The organism is Pseudomonas sp. YH-1, from assembly GCF_051990045.1.
In the GTDB taxonomy this organism is placed as follows: Bacteria; Pseudomonadota; Gammaproteobacteria; order Pseudomonadales; family Pseudomonadaceae; genus Pseudomonas; species Pseudomonas nicosulfuronedens.
The window spans coordinates 3,073,032-3,093,292 of sequence record NZ_CP178184.1 but is presented as its reverse complement, the minus strand read 5'-3'; the positions used below and the strand labels follow the sequence as shown (position 1 = coordinate 3,093,292).

Here is a 20,261-nt window from a genome sequence, read left to right as displayed (position 1 = left end):
GCTTCACACCGCACGAAAAAACGGCGCCTCAGGGCGCCGTTTTTCTTTTCGGGGATTTCTCCGGCGGCGAGGTGTCGCTGCGCACCTGGGCGTGGCTCATCAAGGCGAAGATCAGACTGCCCCCCACGATGTTGCCGGCCAGCGTCGGCAGGGCGAAGTCGATGACGAACGCCGCCAGCCCCACTTCCCCAGCAAACATCAGGTAGCCGACCTCGCACGTGCCGACCACGATGTGGCTGAAGCTGCCCAGCGCCATCAGGTAGGTGACCAGGAAGATGATCCATACCTTGGCGCTCTCGGCCGCCGGCACCAGCCAGACCATGGTGGCGATCATCCAGCCGGAGACAATGCCCTTGGAAAACATCTGCCAATGGTCGTTCTCCATCACTTCGCGGCCAATATCGAGGAAGGCCTGGTCGGCCTTGGTGTCGAAGATCGGCAGGTGCAGCATGCCGTAGGCAAACAACAGCGCACCGACGATATTGCCCGCCAGCACCACCGACCAGAGCCGTAGCAACTGGCCGAACTTTTCCAGCGTCGGCTCGCTCATCACCGGTAACACTGCTGTCAGGGTGTTCTCGGTGAACAGCTGCTGGCGCGCGAGAATGATCGCCAGGAAACCCACCGGGTAACCAAGGCTCGTGGTGATAACCGCCATGTCGTGGTCCGGCAGCCGTGCGCGGAACAACCCCATGGCCATCAGCGACAGGCCAATGGTCAAACCCGCGGCGAGCGCCGACCACCACAGCGCGGCCAGCGTGCGCTCCAGTTCGTGATTGCCCTGCAGGCGGATAACTTCGTGCAGCACCAATGCGCGGGGCGGCTGGCTCTTTTCGACCTTGCGGCGTTCCTCTGCGGAAAGATCGTCCGCCGTGTCGCTGCCTGGTTTTGAGCTTCGCGATGCGGGCTTGCGCTTGGCGGTCGACGCGCTCGGCTTGGCACGCTCGCGCGACTGGGCGCCGCCGCGTGCCGGGGGTTTTTCCGTGGCCATGCAAAGCACCTCGCTGGGGGCAGTGCAGAATTAGGCTGCGCTCCAGCCGCTTCGGTTCCGGAAACTTGCGGAACGCGCTTGATCAACTGATCGGTTCGAAACGCAACTGGCGCCAGTCAGTGTCGAGGTGGCCGACATAGACGCAGCCGTGGCCGCGCGGAAAGAGAATGTGCTCGGGGCCGATCCCCGGCCCTTCCAGGCGCAGCAGGCGTCCCCAGGAGTGATGACTGACGCGCCCGCGCACATCTTCGACGCTGCCGCCGCGCCACCAGTGGATAGCCGCCTCGGCATCCTCGACGCCTTCGGGCTGCTCGATCCTCACTGGCTCGTCCCGCCAGCCAATCACCCGGTGCGGGTCGAAACCTGCCTGCTGCGCCAGCGGCAACGGCGTGACCCACTGTGCGCCGTCACGCTCCTGGAGCGAAACCAGCAGCGGGCACCACTGCGACTGCTCCAGTGCCCAGAGCAAGTCGCCATCAATGGCCAGCGAAGGTTCGGGCTGGGCCTGGATGCGGAAACCGGGGCAGATCAGCGTGCCTTCACGCAGGGGAATACGGATCTCGCTCACGCACCCTCCTGCCGCAGGAGAGGCCCAACCTTGCGCTCCAGCAGGAGCACCAGTTCGGGCTGCAGATAGGCGTAGTCGTCCGGGATATCCAGGCACACCAGGCGCTTGCCGCGCATCGCCACTGGGAAGCGGCGCAGTAACGCCTGCCGATACCGACGCTCCATGACGAAGACCAGATCGGCCCAATTCAGTTGTTCGGCGCTCAGAGGGACTTCCGCGTCCGGCGCCAGCCCGGCGGAGTCGGTCTCGACCTCCGGCCAGCTGGCGAAGACGGTTTCGGCAGTCGGGATACGCAGACGATTGCGGCTGCAGATGAACAAAGCGCGGCGCACTTCATCCTCCCTACGGCTGGCGCGCAAACGGCAGCGGCGATTCTAGGGAAGAAGGCGGCTCACGGCGACTTCTGTTTCGCTTTCTGGCGCTCGAGGAAATCCACTTTCCACTGCTCGACGCCCAGGTGCTCGGAATCGAGACTCGCCTCGACGCCGTACTTGGCCTTGATCGCGGCCACCTCCGTGGCGTGGTCGACCAGGAAGCGGTCGAAGCGCTCAATCAGCTCACCCTGCTTCACCGTGGACAGGTGGAAGGCGCTGCGCGTATGGGGCAGCGAAGGATCGAACACCAGTGCTCCCGGTTTCGCGCGGACGTTGTCCAGATAATAGATGGCGACCACTACGTTGAAGTAGACGCCGTCGGCCTGCTTCTTCAGCGCGGCATGAATCATCTGCTTGAGGTCGGCGCTGGGCGCGAGGGCAATCTGCCCGGACTGCACCTGCTGCTCATAACCGCGCGGCGTCCAGCCATCCACCAGCGCCAGCCGCTTCAAGGCAGCGACGCCCTGCCCCAGCCGCTCCGGCGCCACCAGCACGCCATCGACGTACTCGGTCACCGGCTGGCTGTAGCGCAGGGTTTTCCCGGCTTTCTGCTCGGGCGCCCAGTTGGGGTTGTCCGGGTACTTGAGATCGACCTGCCCGGACAGCAAGGCCGGCAGCAGAGCATCCACCGGCAACAGACGATATTCCAGGGTAATGCCGCTGGTGCTGGCGAACAGATCCAGCACCTCGCGGGCGAACCCCTGGTAATTGCCCTGCGCATCGGTGCTGTAGTGCGGGGCGAAAGCGAGGTTCTCGACGCCAACGACGTAGGTCTGCGCCATGGCGGCACTTGATACACCGCTGGAAAGGATGCTGGCGAGCGCGCAGCAGAATGCCTTGAGCTTCAAACGACTCTCCTTGTTGCCTGTTGTTTTTGTTCTGTCCGGCGGGTCGGGCGTCCGCCGTGGCGGACTCAGCCGCCGGTCATGCTCATGAAGCGCAGCACCTGCACCTGCTGATCGACTTCGAAATGATGGCGTTCGGGCTTGAGCTGCAACGCTTGCATCAGTGCTTCGCGCAGGCGAGCGCTGTCGCCGGGGTGCTCGCGCAGCAGCTGGCGCAGGTCCAGCGCACCTTCGTGACCCAGGCAGAGCACCAGCTTGCCTTCGGCGGTCACCCGCACCCGGTTGCAGTCGCCGCAGAAGTTGTGGCTGTGCGGGGAGATAAAGCCAATACGACTGGCGTAGCCGTCGATGCGGTAGTAGCGCGACGGACCGCCACTGCGCTCCGGCGTCGGCAGCAATTGCCAACGCTCGGCAAGCTGCGCGCGGACTTCGTCACTGCTGCACAGGGTCTGCTTGCGCTCGTGGCTGCTGACGCTGCCCAGCGGCATTTCCTCGATGAAGCTGATATCGATGCCCTTCTCCAGGGCGAAGGCCACCAGGTCGCAGACTTCGTCGTCGTTACGCCCCTTCTGCACCACGGCATTGAGCTTGATGCGCTCGAAGCCGGCCTCGCGGGCAGCGTCGATGCCGTCGAGCACCTGCTCCAGCTTGTCGGAACGGGTGAAGGCGGCAAAGCGTTCGCGGCGCAGCGAATCAAGGCTGATATTCAGGCGGCGCACGCCGGCAGCGCGCAGCTCGGCCGCACGCTCGCGCAATTGCGAGCCGTTGGTGGTGATGGAGAGATCGTCCAGCTCCGGTCGTGTGCCCAGCCGGGCCAACAGACCGGTCAGCCCCTTGCGCACCAGTGGCTCGCCGCCGGTGATACGAATGCGCTTCACACCCAGGCCGATGAAGGCGTCGGCGACAGCTTCGAGTTCTTCCAGGCTCAACACCTGGTCGCGCGGCAGGAACTGCATGTCTTCGCTCATGCAGTACGTGCAGCGGAAATCGCAGCGGTCGGTAACCGACAGGCGCAGGTAGGTGATGCGTCGACCGAAGGGGTCGACCAACTGGGAATCGGACATGGGCAGTGGGAAGTTCCGGATGGCAGGTGCCGAACGAAAGTGCGCTAGAAATACCTTAGAACGCCGTCGCTGTACACACAAAACCGACTCGCGAGTCAGGAAAATGCGTACAAGCCTTGAGTTGAGGGCTTCCGGAGCCCGGTGCTACCATGCCCGGCTTAGTTGGGTGACCACGCAATACAAGAAAGAAGACCAGCCAATGACCAGCATTCGCGAGCGTAACCGGCGCCTCATCCTCCGAGCAGCCAGCGAGGAATTCGCCGAGAAGGGTTTCGCGGCGACCAAGACCAGCGACATCGCCGCTCGCGCCGGGCTGCCCAAGCCCAACGTCTACTACTACTTCCAGTCCAAGGAAAATCTCTACCGCTGCGTGCTGGAAAGTGTGGTGGAGCCGCTGCTGCAGGCGTCCGCGCCGTTCCGCGAAGACGATGAGCCGAGCGAGGCGCTGCGCGCCTATATCCGTTCCAAGGTGAAGATTTCCCAGGAGCTGCCGCACGCGTCCAAGGTGTTCGCCAGCGAGCTGATGCACGGTGCGCCGCACCTGCCCAAGGAATACCTGGACGAACTGAACGCCCAGGCGCAGCGCAACATCGCCTGCCTGCAGAGCTGGATCGATCGCGGCCTGCTGGCGCCGGTGGACCCGCATCACCTGCTGTTCACCATCTGGGCGGCGACCCAGACCTACGCCGACTTCGACTGGCAGATCTCCATGGTCACCGGCAAGACCAGCCTGAGCGACGCGGACTTCGAAGCCGCCACCGATACCATTACCCGCCTGGTGCTGCGTGGTACCGCGCCGGACAATGGAGGCGAGCCCAAGCCGCAGGGGCGTTTGCGGCCGTTGTCGATCTAACGGTTTTCAACCGCTGCCGCATGGGTATCGCTTCGCTCCACCCATCCTACTGGTGCCGCGGAAACGCGTAGGAGTGACGCGCGGTGATCTGCGCGCCCTTCCCTTCCTGACTCAGCCCGCGTCAGCGACCAGGCCCAGCGCCTGCACGCCACGGATCGCGCATTGCTCGTCGATGTCCGAGGCGTCGCCGCTGATGCCGATGGCGCCTATCACTTCATTGGCCGAATTGCGGATCAGCACGCCGCCCGGTGCGGGCACCACGTTGCCCTGCGCCAGGGTGTTCACCGCGGCAATGAACGACGGGCGCTGCTGAGCGTCCGCCGCCAGTACGCGCGACGACTTGCCCAGCGCCACCGCGCCCCACGCCTTGCCGATAGCGATCTGCGGACGAAGCATGCTCGCGCCATCCTCGCGCTGCAGGCTCAACAGGTGTCCGCCGGCATCCAGCACGGCAATGGTCAATGGGGCGGTGGACAGCTCGCGACTGGCGACCAGGGCGTGGCGGGTGATGTCCAGTGCAGTTTCCAGGCTCAGGGTGCTCATGGGGTTTTCCTCTTCAAGTTGATAAGACCGATCAAGGTGGATAAGCCGGGGCAACGTCGCGCGCAGAAATCAAAGCTGCGCACACGCGTATCAGAAATTTGTACGCAATCTAGTAGCCGAAGGTCTCACCCAAAGCAACTGAAAAGGACAATTCACATCTATTTTTGTATACATTTTTTCAAACGATAGTTTGACCCTGCGTTCAGGTTTTCGCCGAAAGCCACGAAATAGAAGGCTTACAGGAAAAAATGACCGCTCAGTCCCTCGTATACAACCCGTCTTGACCTTCGTCGAATTGCCTGCCTAGAATCGCCTCAACTTTTGTACACAATCAGTATAAGAACCGAGGAACAAAATATGGCCAGAATGAGAGCAATCGAGGCTGCCGTACTCGTCATGCGTCGCGAAGGCGTGGATACCGCCTTCGGCGTACCGGGCGCCGCCATCAACCCCATGTATGCGGCCATGAAGAAACTCGGTGGCATCGATCACGTCCTGGCCCGCCACGTGGAAGGCGCCTCGCACATGGCCGAGGGCTACACCCGCACCAACGCCGGCAACATCGGCGTGTGCATCGGCACCTCCGGCCCGGCCGGCACCGACATGGTCACCGGCCTGTACTCGGCCTCCGCCGACTCCATCCCGATCCTCTGCATCACCGGCCAGGCTCCCCGTGCGCGCATGCACAAGGAAGACTTCCAGGCCGTGGATATCACCAGCATCGTCAAGCCGGTCACCAAGTGGGCGACCACCGTGCTGGAGCCGGGCCAGGTGCCCTACGCCTTCCAGAAAGCCTTCTTCGAAATGCGCAGCGGCCGTCCCGGCCCGGTGCTGATCGACCTGCCATTCGACGTGCAGATGGCCGAGATCGAATTCGATATCGACGCCTACGAGCCGCTGCCGGTGAACAAGCCCAAGGCCAGCCGCGCCCAGGCCGAGAAAGCCCTGGCCCTGCTCAACGACGCCGAACGTCCGCTGATCTGCGCTGGCGGCGGCATCATCAACGCCGACGCTTCCGACAAGCTGGTGGAATTCGCCGAGCTGACCGGCGTGCCGGTGGTCCCGACCCTGATGGGCTGGGGCACCATCCCTGACGATCACCCGCTGATGGCCGGCATGTGCGGCCTGCAGACCTCGCACCGCTACGGCAACGCCACCGTCCTGGAATCGGACATGGTGTTCGGCATCGGCAACCGCTGGGCCAACCGCCACACCGGCTCGGTCGACGTCTACACCGCGGGCCGCAAGTTCGTTCACGTGGACATCGAACCGACCCAGATCGGCCGCGTGTTCACCCCGGACCTGGGCATCGTTTCCGACGCTGGCTCCGCCCTGGACGTGTTCCTGGAAGTGGCCCGCGAATGGAAAGCCGCCGGCAAGCTGAAAGACCGCAGCGCCTGGGTCGAATCCTGCCGCGAGCGCAAGCGCACCCTGCAGCGCAAGACCCACTTCGACAACGTGCCGGTCAAGCCGCAGCGCGTTTACGAAGAGATGAACGAATTCTTCGGCAAGGACACCTGCTACGTCAGCACCATCGGCCTGTCGCAGATCGCCGGCGCGCAGTTCCTGCACGTCTACAAACCGCGCCACTGGATCAACTGCGGCCAGGCCGGCCCGCTGGGCTGGACCATTCCGGCAGCCCTGGGCGTGGTCAAGGCCGATCCGAGCCGTCAGGTCGTCGCGCTGTCGGGCGACTACGACTTCCAGTTCATGATCGAAGAGCTGGCCGCCGGTGCACAGTTCAACCTGCCGTACATCCACGTGCTGGTGAACAACTCCTACCTGGGCCTGATCCGTCAGGCGCAGCGCGGCTTCGAGATCGACTACTGCGTGCAGCTGGCCTTCGACAACGTCAACGCCCCGGAACTCAATGGCTACGGCGTGGACCACGTCGCGGTGGTGGAAGGTCTGGGTTGCAAGGCAATCCGCGTATTCGACCCGAACCAGATCGGCGCGGCCTTCGCCCAGGCTCGCGAGCTGATGCAGCAGCACCGTGTACCGGTGGTGGTCGAGGTCATCCTGGAGCGCGTCACCAACATCTCCATGGGTACCGAGATCAACGCGGTCAACGAGTTCGAAGAGCTGGCCCTGAAAGGCGTCGACGCGCCGACGGCCATCTCGCTGCTCGACTGATTAGCCGGACCGAACGACTCCTCCCCTCGGGGAGGAGCTGGGGGTGGACATTTCCTGGCGGGGAGTCCCCCACCCCCTGCTCTCTTTCTTGAAGAAGCCGAGCACCACGCACCACCCGTTCAACAGGAGTGACCCCATGCCCCGTTTCTGCGCCAACCTGTCCATGCTGTTCACCGAGGTGGACTTCCTCGACCGTTTCGAAGCCGCCGCGCGCGCCGGTTTCAGCGGTGTCGAGTACCTCTTTCCGTATGACGTCGAGGCCGAGGTGATCAAGGCCCGCCTGGACGCAAACCAGCTCGAACAAGTGCTGTTCAACCTGCCCGCCGGCGACTGGTCGAAAGGCGAGCGCGGCATCGCCTGCCACCCGGACCGCGTCGAGGAATTCCGCGCCGGTGTCGATAAGGCCATCGCCTACGCCAAGGTCCTGGGCAACACCCAGGTCAACTGCCTGGCCGGCATCCGTCCGCAGGGTTACGACTGCGCGACCATCGAGAACACCTTCCTGAACAACCTGGAGTTCGCGGCCGGCAAGCTCGAAGCCGCAGGCATCAAGCTGGTCATGGAAATGATCAACACGATCGACATTCCCGGCTTCTACCTGCAGACCACGAAACAGGCCCAGGACATCCGCGAGAAGGTCGGCAGCGCCAACCTGTTCCTGCAGTACGACATCTACCACATGCAGATCATGGAAGGTGACCTGGCGCGGACCCTCGAGAAGAACCTCGCCTCGATAAACCACGTGCAGCTGGCCGACAACCCCGGCCGCCACGAGCCGGGCACCGGCGAGATCAACTACCGCTTCCTGTTCGACCACCTGGACCGCATCGGCTACCGCGGCTGGGTCGGCTGCGAATACAAGCCCAAGACCACTACCGAAGCCGGCCTCGGCTGGCTGAAGAGCCACAACGTGGTGTGACCCGACTCACTTCGTAGGATGGCGTGGAGCGCAGCGATACCCATCGATCCCTGCACCATTGGGTGATGGGTATCGCAAGCTCCACCCATCCTACGGCCTGCACATCGACTCCTTGGGTACGCAGGGAGCCGAATGCCCAACAAGAACAACCAGGAGAATTCCTCATGGCCAAAATCGGATTCATCGGCACCGGCATCATGGGCCTGCCCATGGCACTGAACCTGCAGAAAGCCGGTCACCAGATCTTCGTTTCCACCCACCACGATGCCGCTCCCGCCGAGCTGGCCAACGGCGGCGCCGTCGCCCTGGCCAACCCCAAGGAAGTCGCCCAGGAAGCCGAGTTCATCATCGTGATGGTCCCGGACACCCCGCAGGTGGAAGATGTACTGTTCCGCAAGGACGGCATCGCCGAAGGCGTGGGCCCGAACAAGGTGGTGATCGACATGAGCTCGATCTCCCCCACCGCCACCAAGACCTTCGCCGAGAAGATCAAGGCCACCGGCGCGCAGTACCTGGACGCCCCGGTCTCCGGCGGTGAAGTCGGTGCCAAGGCCGCTTCCCTGAGCATCATGGTCGGCGGCTGCCCGAATACCTTCGAACGCGCCCTGCCGCTGTTCCAGGCCATGGGCAAGAACATCACCCGCGTCGGCGGCAATGGCGATGGCCAGACCGCCAAGGTGGCCAACCAGATCATCGTCGCCCTGAACATCCAGGCAGTCGCCGAAGCCCTGCTGTTCGCTGCGAAGAACGGCGCCGATCCGGCCAAGGTGCGTGAAGCGCTGATGGGCGGCTTCGCCTCCTCGCGCATTCTCGAAGTGCACGGTGATCGCATGGTCAAGGGCACCTTCGATCCGGGCTTCCGCATCAGCCTGCACCAGAAGGACCTCAACCTGGCCCTGGCCGGCGCTCGCGAACTGGGCCTGAACCTGCCCAACACCGCCAACGCCCAGCAGGTGTTCAGCACCTGCGCCGCCATCGGCGGCAGCAACTGGGACCACTCCGGCCTGATCAAGGGCCTGGAGCACATGGCCAACTTCTCCATCCGCAAGGACTGAGAAGTGCATTCGTAGGATGGGTGGAGCTTGCGATACCCATCATTCAGGGCATCAGGATCGATGGGTATCGCTTCGCTCCACACCATCCTACGAAGAGCAGGTTGTACGGCGGATAACGCCAGCAAGAGCAAAGTGATGGGCGACGTTATGGGAGTGGCGTCGCCCGCCACGCTGCAAAGCGACTCGAACACCCGGCCGGTGGGAATCACGGCCTCGCCGGCCGGGGCGTTCGAATCCATCGCTGAGTCTCCTTTTGCGAAGGCGACTGAGCCATGGATACACCACAAGAAGAATCACGGGAGCCTGTCATGAGCCTCGACCCACGCGCCTTCCTGCGCGAGCTGTTCGACACCGCCATTGCCGCCGCGCATCCGGCCCAGGTACTGGCGCAGCACCTGCCCACCGATAAGGGCGGCCGCACCATCGTCATCGGCGCCGGCAAGGCTGCCGGCGCCATGGCCGAAGTCGCCGAGAAGCACTGGAAAGGTGAGGTCCAGGGTCTGGTGGTCGCGCCTTATGGCTACGGAGCCGAGTGCCGCAGCATCGAAGTGGTGGAAGCCTCGCACCCGGTGCCGGACGATGCCGGTGAACGCGTCGCGCGCCGCGTGCTGGAGCTGATCAGCGGCCTCAGCGAAAACGACCGGGTGATCTTCCTGCTCTCCGGTGGCGGCTCTGCCCTGCTCGCCCTGCCGGCCGAAGGCATCAGCCTCGACGACAAGCGCGGCGTGAACAAGGCACTGCTGAAATCCGGCGCCGCCATCAGCGAAATGAACTGCGTGCGCAAGCACCTCTCCGCCATCAAGGGCGGCCGCCTGGCCCGCGCCTGCTGGCCGGCCAGCGTCTACACCTATGCGATTTCCGACGTGCCCGGCGACGAGGCCACGGTGATCGCTTCCGGCCCCACCGTGGGCGACCCGACCACCTCGGCCGACGCCCTGGCGATCCTCAAGCGCTACGCCATCGACATCCCGGCGAACGTCCGCGCCTGGCTGGAAGACCCGCGCTCGGAGACCGTCAAACCCGGTGACGAGTGCCTGTCGCGCAGCCACTTCAAGCTGATCGCCACGCCCCAGCACTCCATCGACGCGGTGGCTGCCAAGGCTGAAGCCGCCGGCATCCCGACACTGATCCTGGGCGACCTGGAAGGCGAGTCCCGCGAGGTGGCCAAGGTCCACGCCGGCATCGCCCGGCAGATCCGCAAGCATGGCCAGCCGATGAAAGCACCGTGCCTGATCCTCTCCGGTGGCGAGACCACCGTGACCGTGCGCGGCAATGGCCGTGGCGGACGCAACGCCGAGTTTCTCCTCAGCCTCACCGCCGACCTGAAAGGTGAACCGAACATCTGGGCCCTGGCGGGGGACACCGACGGCATCGACGGCATGGAAAGCAACGCCGGTGCCCTGATGAGTCCGTGCAGCTACAACCGCGCCCTCAAGGCCGGCCTGAACCCGCTGCACGAGCTCGACAACAACAACGGCTACGGCTTCTTCGCCGAACTGGGCGACCTGGTCATCACCAAGCCGACCCGAACCAACGTCAACGACTTCCGCGCCATCCTGGTCCTCGAGAACGACAAATGACTCCTGACAAGAAAGTAAAAATCCTCGCGACCCTGGGCCCGGCGATCAAAAGCCGCGACGACATCCGCGCGCTGGTGGAAGCCGGCGCCAACCTGTTCCGCCTGAACTTCAGCCACGGCGAATACAGCGACCACGCCCAGCGTTTCGCCTGGGTGCGGGAAGTGGAAGCCGAGCTGAACTACCCCATCGGCATCCTCATGGACCTGCAAGGGCCGAAGCTGCGCGTGGGTCGTTTCTCCGAAGGTGCGGTGCAGTTGGAGAAGGGCCAGACCTTCACCCTCGACCTCAACGACGCACCGGGCGACCAGCAGCGTGTCATGCTGCCCCACCCGGAAATCATCCAGGCGCTGGAGCCGGGCATGAGCCTGCTGCTGGACGACGGCAAGATCCGCCTGCAGGTGCTCAATGCCCACAGCGACGCCATCGAGACCCGCGTGATGAACAGCGGCGAGCTGTCCGATCGCAAGGGTGTCAACGTTCCCGAAGCCGTGCTCAAGCTCAGCCCGCTGACCGCCAAGGATCGCCGTGACCTGGAATTCGGCCTGGAGCTGGGCGTGGACTGGGTCGCCCTGTCCTTCGTGCAGCGCCCCGAAGACATCGAGGAAGCCCGCGCACTGATCGGCGACAAGGCGTTCCTCATGGCCAAGATCGAGAAGCCCTCGGCGGTGCAGTCCATCGAAGCCATCGCCCGCCTCTCCGACGCGATCATGGTCGCCCGTGGCGACCTCGGCGTGGAGATGCCGGCCGAGAGTGTGCCGGGCATCCAGAAGCGCATCATCCAGGTCTGCCGCCAGCTTGGACGCCCGGTGGTGGTGGCGACGCAGATGCTCGAATCCATGCGTTTCTCCCCGGCGCCAACCCGCGCCGAGGTGACCGACGTGGCCAACGCCGTCAGCGAAGGCGCCGACTGCGTGATGCTCAGCGCCGAGAGCGCCTCGGGCCAGTATCCGCGCGAGGCAGTGGAGATGATGGCGAAGATCATCCGCCAGGTCGAAGCCGAGCCGGACTACCAGGCAACGCTGGAAATCAACCGTCCGGAACCGGACGCCACCGTCTCCGACGCCATCAGCTGCGCGATCCGCCGGATCAGTCGCATCCTGCCAGTGGCGGTGCTGGTGAACTACACCGAGTCCGGCGCCTCGACCCTGCGCGCCTCCCGCGAACGGCCCAAGGCACCGATCCTCAGCCTCACCCCGCAACTGAAATCCGCCCGCCGCCTGACCGTGGCCTGGGGCGTCCATTCGGTGGTCAACGCGCAGCTCGCCCATGTCGACGAGATCTGCTCCACCGCCCTGGACATCGCCCTGGCCCAGCGCATGGCACGCCGTGGCGACACCGTGGTGATCACCGCCGGCGTGCCCTTCGGCCAGCCGGGCAGCACCAACATGCTGCGGATCGAGACGGTGGCGCCGGCACTGGAAGTTTGATTCAAGCCTGAGAGTCCCTCTCCCCAACTCTCTCCCGCAAGCGGGAGAGGGAACTTGAGCGGCAGCAAGCGAACGCCGGAGTTACCGGCAACGCCGAGCGGCCCCCTCGCCCTTCAGGGAGAGGGCTGGGGAGACGGAAAGCGGGCTGACAGGAGAAACACCGAGTTCAGGAGCCACGCCATACCGCGTGCCTCCGCACCGAGTCACTCCCGGACGGACGGGGCCGGGAATACGGGGCCGCGTCCCCGTCCGTCCGGGTTTGACCTTGCTACTGAGTGCTTCAGCAGCAGAAACATGAGCACCGAATGCTTGTCGGTCCATGGCCCCCACGCAGCAACTCCCAATGCTGGCCATGGAACTTTGAGGTTGTTGGCGGTGATCCCGCCGACAACCTCTTTTCTTTTTCCAGACCCGTGGCGCCGTCCCGTATCGCGACGTCACACCGTTCTCACGCAGCGCCCGTCGATGGGGCCTCGATGCCCCACACTCAACGAGGCGCTGCGGAGTCACTTTCAACTGCCCAGAACCACCATGCCCCTGACTTCGATCCTGAATAAGCAGTTCCTCTCGACCCGGCTGATCGGCTTCGGCCAGATCTACCTGCAGGCCGACGCCCGCTTCGGCCTGATCCTGCTGCTGACCATCGCCTGGGCCGCGCCGCCATTGCTGCCCGGCGCTCTGCTCGGGGCGCTGCTCGGCCCGCTCACCGCACGCTTCGTGCGCGAACCGCAGGCGGACATCGACGCCGGCCTGCACGACTACAACCCGATCCTCATCGGTCTGCTGCTGCCCTTCCTGTTCCAGTGGTCGCTGGGACTGGTGATGCTGACCATCGCCGCGATACTCACCGGCGTCGCCGTGCAGGCGGTGCTGCTGCGCCAATCGCGCCGGCGCTTCGGCCTGCCAGCCTATACCTCGGCCTTCGTGCTGCTGGGCTGGGTGTCCAGCGCGCTGGGCAAGGCCATCGGCCTGGTGCCGGCGGCCGGCGCCGCCTGCCTGTCGTGTGGCGCAGTGAACCCGCTGCTGGACTCCTCCGCACTGGGCTTCGGCGAAGTGATCTTCCTCGGCGAACCACTGGCCGGCCTGACCATCGCCCTCGGCCTGCTGCTGGTGGAGCGCCGCGCGGCCTTCTGGGCCCTGGCCGGCACCGTCGGCGCACTGGCCCTGGCGCCGCTGTTCGACCTGCCGGCCGCCTCAGCGCAGGCCGGCCTGCTCGGCCTGAACGGCGCGCTCGCCGGTATCGCCCTGTCGCTGCGCTTCCGCAGCCCGCTGGCTCCGCTGTGCGGCATCCTCCTGGCGGTGCTGCTGCAACCCGGTTTCGCCCTCGTCGGCTTGCCCGCGTTCACCGCACCCTTCATCCTCGCCTGCTGGCTGGTGATTCTTGGCCAGCGCGCGCTGGAAGCGCTATTGCGCGATCCGCAAAGGGAAAACAGCGGCCCGCGTGTATAGTCGAGGGCCTTCTTCCGGCGACGGATCGCACCGATGAACTTCGTGAAATACCAGGCTCTGGGCAACGACTACCTCGTCTATGCCGGCGACGCGCCGTTCGCCCTGACCGCTACCCAGATCGGACGCATCTGCGACCGCCACCACGGTATCGGCTCTGACGGCATCCTGGTGGCGAACCACACGGATGCCGCCTTCGGCCTGCGCATCCTCAACCCCGACGGCTCCGAGGCGGAGAAGAGCGGCAACGGCCTGCGCATCTTCTCCCGCTACCTGTGGGACTGCGGCCTGGTCGCAGGGCAGCCTTTCGACATCGTCACCGCCGGCGGCACCGTGACCAGCCAGGTATTCGACGACGGCCGTACCGTGGAGGTGTCCATGGGCAATGCCGAGTTCGCCTGTGCGCGGATTCCGGTGCTGATCGATGCGCCTGAAGCTTTGGACTACCCATTGGAAATCGACGGCGTGGCGCTGAGGATCAACGCCGTCTCCATGGGCAACCCGCATTGCGTAGTGTTCGTCGAACAGACCAGCCGCGAGCTGGCCTGCCGCCTCGGCCCGCTGCTGGAAAACCATCCATTGTTTCCCCGCCGTACCAACGTGCAGTTCGTCCAGTGGCTGTCCCGCGACGCGCTGCGCGTGGAAATCTGGGAGCGCGGCGCCGGTTATACGCTGTCCTCCGGAACCAGCAGCTGCGCGGCGGCCTCTGTGGCACGCAGGCTTGGCCTGTGCGACGAACGCATCGACCTGCATCTGGCAGGCGGCCTGCTGAACATCCGTGTCGAGGATGACTTCAAGGTCACCATGCGTGGCGCCGTGCAACGCGTCGCCGGCATCGACCTGGACCCGGAAGCTTTCGCCGACCTCGGCTAAGCCCCGCTATTGCCACTGCGACCGGCATGGATCAATGCCGGTGCGCTCACCCTCGCCCACACTGCGGCATAACGTCCGCCGTCTGGCTCAATCGACGGGTAACCGCGCATTTCCCGGATGCAGGCGGCATAATCCGCCCCCTTCCGCATCCGACCACGGGTGCGTCCCCTCATTCACGCAGCGAAAGATGTCATGACGCTTCCCTCCCCCACGCTTCTGCAGCGACTCAAAGGCACCAGCCTGGTCCTGCGGATCTTCATCGGCATGCTCTGCGGCATCGCCCTCGCCCTGCTCTGGCCGCAAGGCGCGCAGGCGGTCGGCCTGCTCGGCAAGCTGTTCATTTCCGCCTTGAAGGCGGTCGCTCCGGTCCTCGTGCTGGTGCTGGTGATGGCCTCCATCGCCAACCACAAGCAAGGGCAGCGAACCCATATCCGGCCGATCCTGATGCTCTACCTGATCGGCACATTCTCCGCGGCCGTGGTCGCGGTGATCGCCAGTTTCGCCTTCCCTTCCAACCTGGTACTGCACGCGCCGAGCAGCGAACTGGCGCCGCCCGGCGGTATCGGCGAAGTCCTGCGCTCCCTGCTCTTCAGCGTCACCACCAACCCGGTGAAGGCACTGCTGGAGGCCGACTTCATCGCCATCCTGGCCTGGGCCATCGGTCTGGGCATCGCCCTGCGCCACGCCCGCCAGACCACTCGCGACTTCCTCGATGACATGGCCAATGGCGTCACCCTGATCGTCCGTGTGGTGATCGCCTTCGCTCCGCTGGGCATCTTCGGTCTGGTGGCCGGCACCATCGCCGAGTCCGGCTTCGACGCCCTGATCGGCTACCTGCACCTGCTGGCCGTACTACTGGGCTGCATGCTGTTCGTGGCGCTGGTGATCAACCCGCTGATCGTCTTCGCCAAGATCCGCCGCAATCCGTACCCGCTGGTGCTGATGTGCCTGCGCGAGAGCGGCATCACCGCCTTCTTCACCCGCAGCTCGGCGGCCAACATCCCGGTCAACCTGCAGCTGTGCCAGCGCCTGGGCCTGCACGAGGACACCTACTCGGTGTCGATCCCGCTGGGTGCCACCATCAACATGGCCGGCGCGGCGATCACCATCAGCGTGCTGACGCTGGCGGCGGTACACACCCTGGGCATCGCCGTCGACCTGCCCACCGCCATCCTGCTCAGCGTGGTCGCCTCGGTCTGCGCCTGCGGCGCCTCCGGCGTGGCCGGCGGCTCGCTGCTGCTGATCCCGCTGGCCTGCGGCCTGTTCGGTATCTCCAGCGAAGTGGCGATGCAGGTGGTGGCCGTCGGCTTCATCATCGGCATCCTGCAGGACTCGGCCGAGACCGCGCTGAACTCCTCCACCGACGTGCTGTTCACCGCCGCGGCCTGCCTGGCCGAGGGCGACGTGGACGAGCAGCAGGCGAGCGAGCGCGCCTGATCCTCGCCAGCGGGGCGGCCACGGCCGCCCCGGCGCATCTCGGCTATGGTGTCTGAATCCTTTCGCCGGATTCGCCCATGGCCGCCTCGCCCAGCTTTCGCCAGCGCCTCTACATCATCATCTTCGAGTCCGACACGCCGGCCGGGCAACGCTTCGACAGCGCGCTGCTGATTGTCATCCTCGCCAGTCTGCTGGTGGTGATCCTCGACAGCGTCGACGAGATCAACCATGCCTACGGCGGCCTGCTCAGCGACATCGAATGGGTGATCAACGGACTGTTCCTGATCGAATACCTGGCGCGCCTCTACTGCTCGCCCAAGCCCCTGCGCTACGCCCTGAGCTTCTACGGCCTGGTCGACCTGCTGGCGGTGCTGCCGGGGGTGATCGCCATCTTCTACCCCGATGCCCAGTACCTGCTGGTAGTGCGCATCGTCCGCGTGCTGCGGGTGTTCCGCGTGCTCAAGCTGCGCCAGTACCTGCGTCAGGCGGACTTCCTGCTCACCGCGCTGCGCGGCAGCCGGCAGAAGATCACTGTGTTCTTTCTCTCGGTGATGAGCCTGGTGACGGTGTTCGGCTCGCTGATGTACGTGGTCGAAGGCCCCGAACACGGCTTCACCAGCATCCCGCGCGGTATCTACTGGGCCATCGTCACGCTCACCACCGTGGGTTTTGGCGACATCACGCCGAAGACCCCGCTGGGTCAGGCCATCGCCAGCCTGGTGATGCTCACCGGCTACTCGATCATCGCCGTACCCACCGGCATCTTCAGCGCCGAACTGCACAACGCCATGCGCCAGGAGCGCACGCCAGGGCAATTGGCCAAGCCCTGTCCGGCCTGTGCCAAGGCCAGCCACGAGGCCGAAGCGGCGTTCTGCTCGCGCTGCGGTAACCCGCTGTTCCCGCGGATGGATGAATCTGTCCACCCTTGACCTGGCGACCGTTCGTCGTCCGTTGCGGCCTGCCTTCACCCACGCTCAACCCGTTGCTCCCGCCCTCTTCGTCACAAGCGGCATGGACGGACGCCATGGTGGCGTTCCGCAGTGCCGGCCGCCTTCCAGGCCGCGAGGTGAGCACATGCCCTCTCGACTCCACCCACTGATTCTCGCCATGGCCGGTGCGCTGGCCAGTCCCTCGCTGCTGGCCGCCCCCCAGGTAGCCGACAGCCGCATCAGCGCGGTGACCGTCTATACCGACCGTGCCATCGTCACCCGCACAGCCACTCTGCAACTGCCCGCCGGCCAGCACGAAATCGCCCTGGAGCAGTTGCCCCTGCGCATCGACGACAACAGCCTGCAGGCCTCGCTCAGCGCCAGCGCGGCCGCGACCCTGCTTGACGTGAGCAGCGCGCCGCAGGTTTCGCCGCCCTCCGAGGACAATCGTCTGCAACTTCTGGACACGCAGTTGCGCGACATCGAACGGCAGGAACGCGAGATCAGCGACCGTGGCAGCGTGCTGGAGAACCAGAAGCAGTTCCTCGCCGACATCCAGGCCAGCAGCACCAAGCCGGGCAAGAACCAGGCACTGCCAAGCATCGACGAACTGAAGAGCCTGCTGCAGATGAGCGAGGGCAACCTGGGCCACATCCTCGACGAGCAACGCAAGCTCGACCAGCAGAGCGAGGAACTGCAACAGCGCAAGCAGGAGCTGGAGAGCCAGCGCAGCCACCTGGCCGGGGACGGCACCCACTACAAGCGCGCGATCCTGCGCGTGGCGCTGGAGAAGCCGGCACAAGTCCAGCTGCAGCTCAGCTACACGCTGTACGACGCTTCCTGGCGCCCGGCCTATGACGCCCGCCTGCGCGACGGCGAGGACAAGATCGAGATGATCTACCAGGGCATCGTCCGTCAGAGCAGTGGCGAGGACTGGACCGACGTCGACCTCACCCTGTCCACCGCCCGCCCCAATCTGGGCAGCAACGTGCCGGCGCTCTCGCCGTGGTTCGTCGACACCTTCGACCCGCGCACGGTGATGGCTGCCAGGCCCGCCCCGGCGCCAGCCGCGCCGATGATGGCGCTGGAGGCGAAAAAGGCCCAGCGCTTCGCCGCCGACGAAATGGCCGTGGCCGGTTCGCTGGAAGAGATGCCCGTAGCCGTCGCCGAAGTCAGCGGCGCCACCACCAGCGCCTCGTTTCATATCCCGACCCACGCCACACTGAACAGCGACGGCAGCTCGCAAAAGGTCGCCATCGCCCAGTTCAAGCTGCCCGCGACCTTCCGCTACCTGGCCACACCGTCGCTGCGTGAAGCCGCCTACCTGCAGGCCGACACCCGCAATGCCAGCGACTATCCGCTGCTGCCGGGTACGCTCAACACCTACCTGGGCAACACCTTCGTCGCCAGCGGCCAATTGCGCGCGGTGATGCCAGGCGAAACCTTCGAGCTGGCCCTGGGCGGCGACGAAGCGATGTCGATCAAGCGCAAGCTGGTCAACCGCTACACCGACTACACCGGTCTGACCGGCGGCCGCAAACGCATCACGTATGAGTTCCGCATCGACGCCCAGAACAACCACAAGACCGAGCAGCGTCTGCAGTTCAAGGACCAGTTGCCGATCTCGCGCAATGAGCAGATCAAGGTCGCCCTGCTGGAGCCCGAAGACCAGTCCTTCGCTCGCGAGGACGACGGCAAGCTGCTGTGGGACTGGCAGCTGAAACCGGGCGAGAAACGCAGCACGACCTTCAGGTTCAGCGTCGAGTATCCCAAGGAGCTGGAGGTCAGCGGGCTGGACTGAGGCCGCAGGGGCAGTCATTGCCCGGCAAGCCTGCTAGGCTGCCGGGCAATCGGCCATTTCGCGGGCGCATGGAGCCTGGCGACAGGATCGAAAGCCGGGTGCGGGAGAAGATCGCGAGGGGATTGCGAGCCCTGCTCCCCGCATAAGCAAATAGCCTTTAAGTATTTAAGTGGCATATAACCTGTCGGCATAATCGACACCCAACAACACTGCCAAAAGGAACTGCTCGTGAAACGTCTGTTCAGCGCCTCGCTGCTGGCCGCCGGCCTCGCCCTGGCCTCCGCCGCCCAGGCCGCCCAGCCCCTGCTCAACGTCTCCTACGACGTGATGCGTGACTTCTACAAGGACTACAACGCCGCCTTCCAGAAACACTGGCAGGCCGAGAAAGGCGAGAAGATCACCATCCAGATGTCCCACGGCGGTTCCAGCAAACAGGCCCGCGCGGTGATCGACGGCCTGCCGGCCGACGTCATCACCATGAACCAGGCCACCGACATCGATGCCCTGGCCGACAACGGCGGCCTGGTGCCCAAGGACTGGGCGACCCGCCTGCCGAACAACAGCGCCCCCTTCACCTCCGCCACCGTGTTCATCGTGCGCAAGGGCAACCCCAAGGGCCTGAAGGACTGGGACGATCTGGTCAAGCCAGGTATCCAGGTCGTGGTGCCGAACCCCAAGACCTCCGGCAACGGCCGCTACACCTACCTTTCCGCCTGGGGCTACGCGCAGAAGCATGGCGCCGATGAAACCAAGGCCAAGGAATTCGTCGCCCAACTGTTCAAGAACGTCCCGGTGCTGGACACCGGTGGCCGCGCGGCGACCACCACCTTCATGCAGAACCAGATCGGCGACGTGCTGGTGACCTTCGAGAACGAAGCCGAGATGATCGCCCGCGAGTTCGGCCGTGGCGGCTTCGAAGTGGTCTACCCGACCGTCTCCGCCGAAGCCGAGCCGCCGGTGGCCGTGGTCGACAAGGTGGTCGACAAGAAAGGCACCCGCGCCGAGGCCGAGGCCTACCTGAAGTACCTGTGGTCCGACGAAGGCCAGACCATCGCCGCCAACAACTACCTGCGCCCGCGCAACCCCGAAGTGCTGGCCAAGTTCTCCGACCGCTTCCCGAAGGTGGACTTCTTCTCCGTGGTGAAGACCTTCGGTGACTGGCGCACCGTGCAGAAGACCCACTTCGCCGACGGTGGCGTGTTCGACCAGATCTACACCCCGAACTGATTCACTGGTACGGGAAAGTCAAAAGCCGGAGCTGCCCAGCAGCCCCGGCTTTTTTCATGGCACAGCATCCGCGTGCAGGAGCGAGCTTGCTCGCGAGCCCGCCCAGCAACGGAATCGCCGGGGAATCCATTCGCGAGACTCGTAGGATGGGTGGAGCGCAGCGATACCCATGCTGCATCGGCACCGGGCCAATCGA

General features: G+C 65.0%; 18 protein-coding genes. 12 read left to right on the top strand and 6 right to left on the bottom strand.

What is annotated here, in order from left to right:
• Positions 1-28: 28 nt before the first annotated feature.
• The 5 genes from ACKI1H_RS14445 to moaA all read right to left on the bottom strand — a co-directional run bounded on the left by ACKI1H_RS14445 (position 29) and on the right by moaA (position 3,842).
• Entirely contained in the window at positions 29-991 is a 963-nt protein-coding gene (locus tag ACKI1H_RS14445) for a formate/nitrite transporter family protein (protein WP_440468688.1), read from the bottom strand.
• 82 nt (positions 992-1,073) lie between these two features.
• The gene (locus ACKI1H_RS14440; protein WP_440468687.1) at positions 1,074-1,559 is read right to left on the bottom strand and encodes a hypothetical protein; all 486 of its coding nucleotides are present in this window, start codon (positions 1,557-1,559) and stop codon (positions 1,074-1,076) included.
• Positions 1,556-1,891 carry a low molecular weight protein tyrosine phosphatase family protein gene (locus tag ACKI1H_RS14435; RefSeq protein WP_440468686.1) on the bottom strand — a complete coding sequence of 112 codons (336 nt, stop codon included), beginning with the start codon at positions 1,889-1,891 and terminating at the stop codon, positions 1,556-1,558. Before ACKI1H_RS14435 ends, ACKI1H_RS14440 begins: the two co-directional genes overlap by 4 nt.
• 59 nt (positions 1,892-1,950) lie before the next feature.
• Entirely contained in the window at positions 1,951-2,781 is an 831-nt protein-coding gene (locus ACKI1H_RS14430; protein WP_440468685.1) for a substrate-binding periplasmic protein, read from the bottom strand.
• 65 nt (positions 2,782-2,846) lie between these two features.
• On the bottom strand, positions 2,847-3,842 hold the full coding sequence (gene moaA, locus ACKI1H_RS14425; RefSeq protein WP_440468684.1) for a GTP 3',8-cyclase MoaA: 996 nt from the start codon (positions 3,840-3,842) through the stop codon (positions 2,847-2,849).
• Positions 3,843-4,041: 199 nt separating this feature from the next.
• On the opposite strand from moaA, the gene ACKI1H_RS14420 reads away from it, so the two are divergent.
• On the top strand, positions 4,042-4,695 hold the full coding sequence (locus ACKI1H_RS14420) for a TetR/AcrR family transcriptional regulator (protein WP_138526051.1): 654 nt from the start codon (positions 4,042-4,044) through the stop codon (positions 4,693-4,695).
• A gap of 111 nt (positions 4,696-4,806) precedes the next feature.
• On the opposite strand, the gene ACKI1H_RS14415 is transcribed toward ACKI1H_RS14420, so the two are convergent.
• Complete coding sequence (locus ACKI1H_RS14415) at positions 4,807-5,238, bottom strand: GlcG/HbpS family heme-binding protein (RefSeq protein WP_138526052.1); 432 nt, start codon at positions 5,236-5,238, stop codon at positions 4,807-4,809.
• A 357-nt stretch (positions 5,239-5,595) separates the two neighbouring features.
• On the opposite strand from ACKI1H_RS14415, the gene gcl reads away from it, so the two are divergent.
• The 11 genes from gcl (at position 5,596) to ACKI1H_RS14360 (ending at position 20,065) form a co-directional block, all read left to right on the top strand.
• Positions 5,596-7,371, top strand: coding sequence for a glyoxylate carboligase (gene gcl / locus ACKI1H_RS14410; protein WP_440468683.1), 1,776 nt, complete (start codon positions 5,596-5,598; stop codon positions 7,369-7,371).
• Positions 7,372-7,507: 136 nt separating this feature from the next.
• A complete protein-coding gene (gene hyi, locus ACKI1H_RS14405; protein ID WP_138526054.1) occupies positions 7,508-8,290 on the top strand; it encodes a hydroxypyruvate isomerase in 783 nt (260 codons plus the stop codon).
• A 164-nt stretch (positions 8,291-8,454) separates the two neighbouring features.
• Positions 8,455-9,345: a 2-hydroxy-3-oxopropionate reductase gene (locus ACKI1H_RS14400; RefSeq protein WP_138526055.1), complete on the top strand. Its 891-nt coding sequence runs from the start codon at positions 8,455-8,457 to the stop codon at positions 9,343-9,345.
• Between the two features lie 308 nt (positions 9,346-9,653).
• Positions 9,654-10,925, top strand: a complete 1,272-nt coding sequence (locus tag ACKI1H_RS14395; protein ID WP_440468682.1) for a glycerate kinase type-2 family protein — start codon at positions 9,654-9,656, stop codon at positions 10,923-10,925.
• The gene (gene pyk, locus ACKI1H_RS14390) at positions 10,922-12,352 is read left to right on the top strand and encodes a pyruvate kinase (RefSeq protein WP_138526057.1); all 1,431 of its coding nucleotides are present in this window, start codon (positions 10,922-10,924) and stop codon (positions 12,350-12,352) included. Before ACKI1H_RS14395 ends, pyk begins: the two co-directional genes overlap by 4 nt.
• A gap of 531 nt (positions 12,353-12,883) precedes the next feature.
• A complete protein-coding gene (locus ACKI1H_RS14385; RefSeq protein ID WP_440468681.1) occupies positions 12,884-13,801 on the top strand; it encodes an urea transporter in 918 nt (305 codons plus the stop codon).
• 33 nt (positions 13,802-13,834) lie between these two features.
• A complete protein-coding gene (gene dapF, locus ACKI1H_RS14380) occupies positions 13,835-14,671 on the top strand; it encodes a diaminopimelate epimerase (RefSeq protein WP_440468680.1) in 837 nt (278 codons plus the stop codon).
• 192 nt (positions 14,672-14,863) lie between these two features.
• Positions 14,864-16,108: a serine/threonine transporter SstT gene (sstT, locus tag ACKI1H_RS14375; protein ID WP_138526060.1), complete on the top strand. Its 1,245-nt coding sequence runs from the start codon at positions 14,864-14,866 to the stop codon at positions 16,106-16,108.
• 77 nt (positions 16,109-16,185) lie between these two features.
• On the top strand, positions 16,186-17,037 hold the full coding sequence (locus ACKI1H_RS14370; RefSeq protein ID WP_440468679.1) for an ion transporter: 852 nt from the start codon (positions 16,186-16,188) through the stop codon (positions 17,035-17,037).
• A gap of 145 nt (positions 17,038-17,182) precedes the next feature.
• Positions 17,183-18,838, top strand: coding sequence for a mucoidy inhibitor MuiA family protein (locus ACKI1H_RS14365; RefSeq protein ID WP_440468678.1), 1,656 nt, complete (start codon positions 17,183-17,185; stop codon positions 18,836-18,838).
• A gap of 228 nt (positions 18,839-19,066) precedes the next feature.
• On the top strand, positions 19,067-20,065 hold the full coding sequence (locus ACKI1H_RS14360; RefSeq protein WP_440468677.1) for a sulfate ABC transporter substrate-binding protein: 999 nt from the start codon (positions 19,067-19,069) through the stop codon (positions 20,063-20,065).
• The last annotated feature ends 196 nt before the right edge of the window (positions 20,066-20,261 follow it).

Bases quoted from the DNA above. Each gene is read 5' to 3' on its own strand.
- ACKI1H_RS14445 (WP_440468688.1), bottom strand. From the start codon at position 991: ATGGCCACGGAAAAACCCCCGGCACGCGGCGGCGCCCAGTCGCGCGAG.
- moaA (WP_440468684.1), bottom strand. From the start codon at position 3,842: ATGTCCGATTCCCAGTTGGTCGACCCCTTCGGTCGACGCATCACCTAC.
- ACKI1H_RS14420 (WP_138526051.1), top strand. From the start codon at position 4,042: ATGACCAGCATTCGCGAGCGTAACCGGCGCCTCATCCTCCGAGCAGCC.
- ACKI1H_RS14415 (WP_138526052.1), bottom strand. From the start codon at position 5,238: ATGAGCACCCTGAGCCTGGAAACTGCACTGGACATCACCCGCCACGCC.
- gcl (WP_440468683.1), top strand. From the start codon at position 5,596: ATGGCCAGAATGAGAGCAATCGAGGCTGCCGTACTCGTCATGCGTCGC.
- hyi (WP_138526054.1), top strand. From the start codon at position 7,508: ATGCCCCGTTTCTGCGCCAACCTGTCCATGCTGTTCACCGAGGTGGAC.
- ACKI1H_RS14400 (WP_138526055.1), top strand. From the start codon at position 8,455: ATGGCCAAAATCGGATTCATCGGCACCGGCATCATGGGCCTGCCCATG.
- ACKI1H_RS14395 (WP_440468682.1), top strand. From the start codon at position 9,654: ATGAGCCTCGACCCACGCGCCTTCCTGCGCGAGCTGTTCGACACCGCC.
- pyk (WP_138526057.1), top strand. From the start codon at position 10,922: ATGACTCCTGACAAGAAAGTAAAAATCCTCGCGACCCTGGGCCCGGCG.
- ACKI1H_RS14385 (WP_440468681.1), top strand. From the start codon at position 12,884: ATGCCCCTGACTTCGATCCTGAATAAGCAGTTCCTCTCGACCCGGCTG.
- dapF (WP_440468680.1), top strand. From the start codon at position 13,835: ATGAACTTCGTGAAATACCAGGCTCTGGGCAACGACTACCTCGTCTAT.
- sstT (WP_138526060.1), top strand. From the start codon at position 14,864: ATGACGCTTCCCTCCCCCACGCTTCTGCAGCGACTCAAAGGCACCAGC.
- ACKI1H_RS14370 (WP_440468679.1), top strand. From the start codon at position 16,186: ATGGCCGCCTCGCCCAGCTTTCGCCAGCGCCTCTACATCATCATCTTC.
- ACKI1H_RS14365 (WP_440468678.1), top strand. From the start codon at position 17,183: ATGCCCTCTCGACTCCACCCACTGATTCTCGCCATGGCCGGTGCGCTG.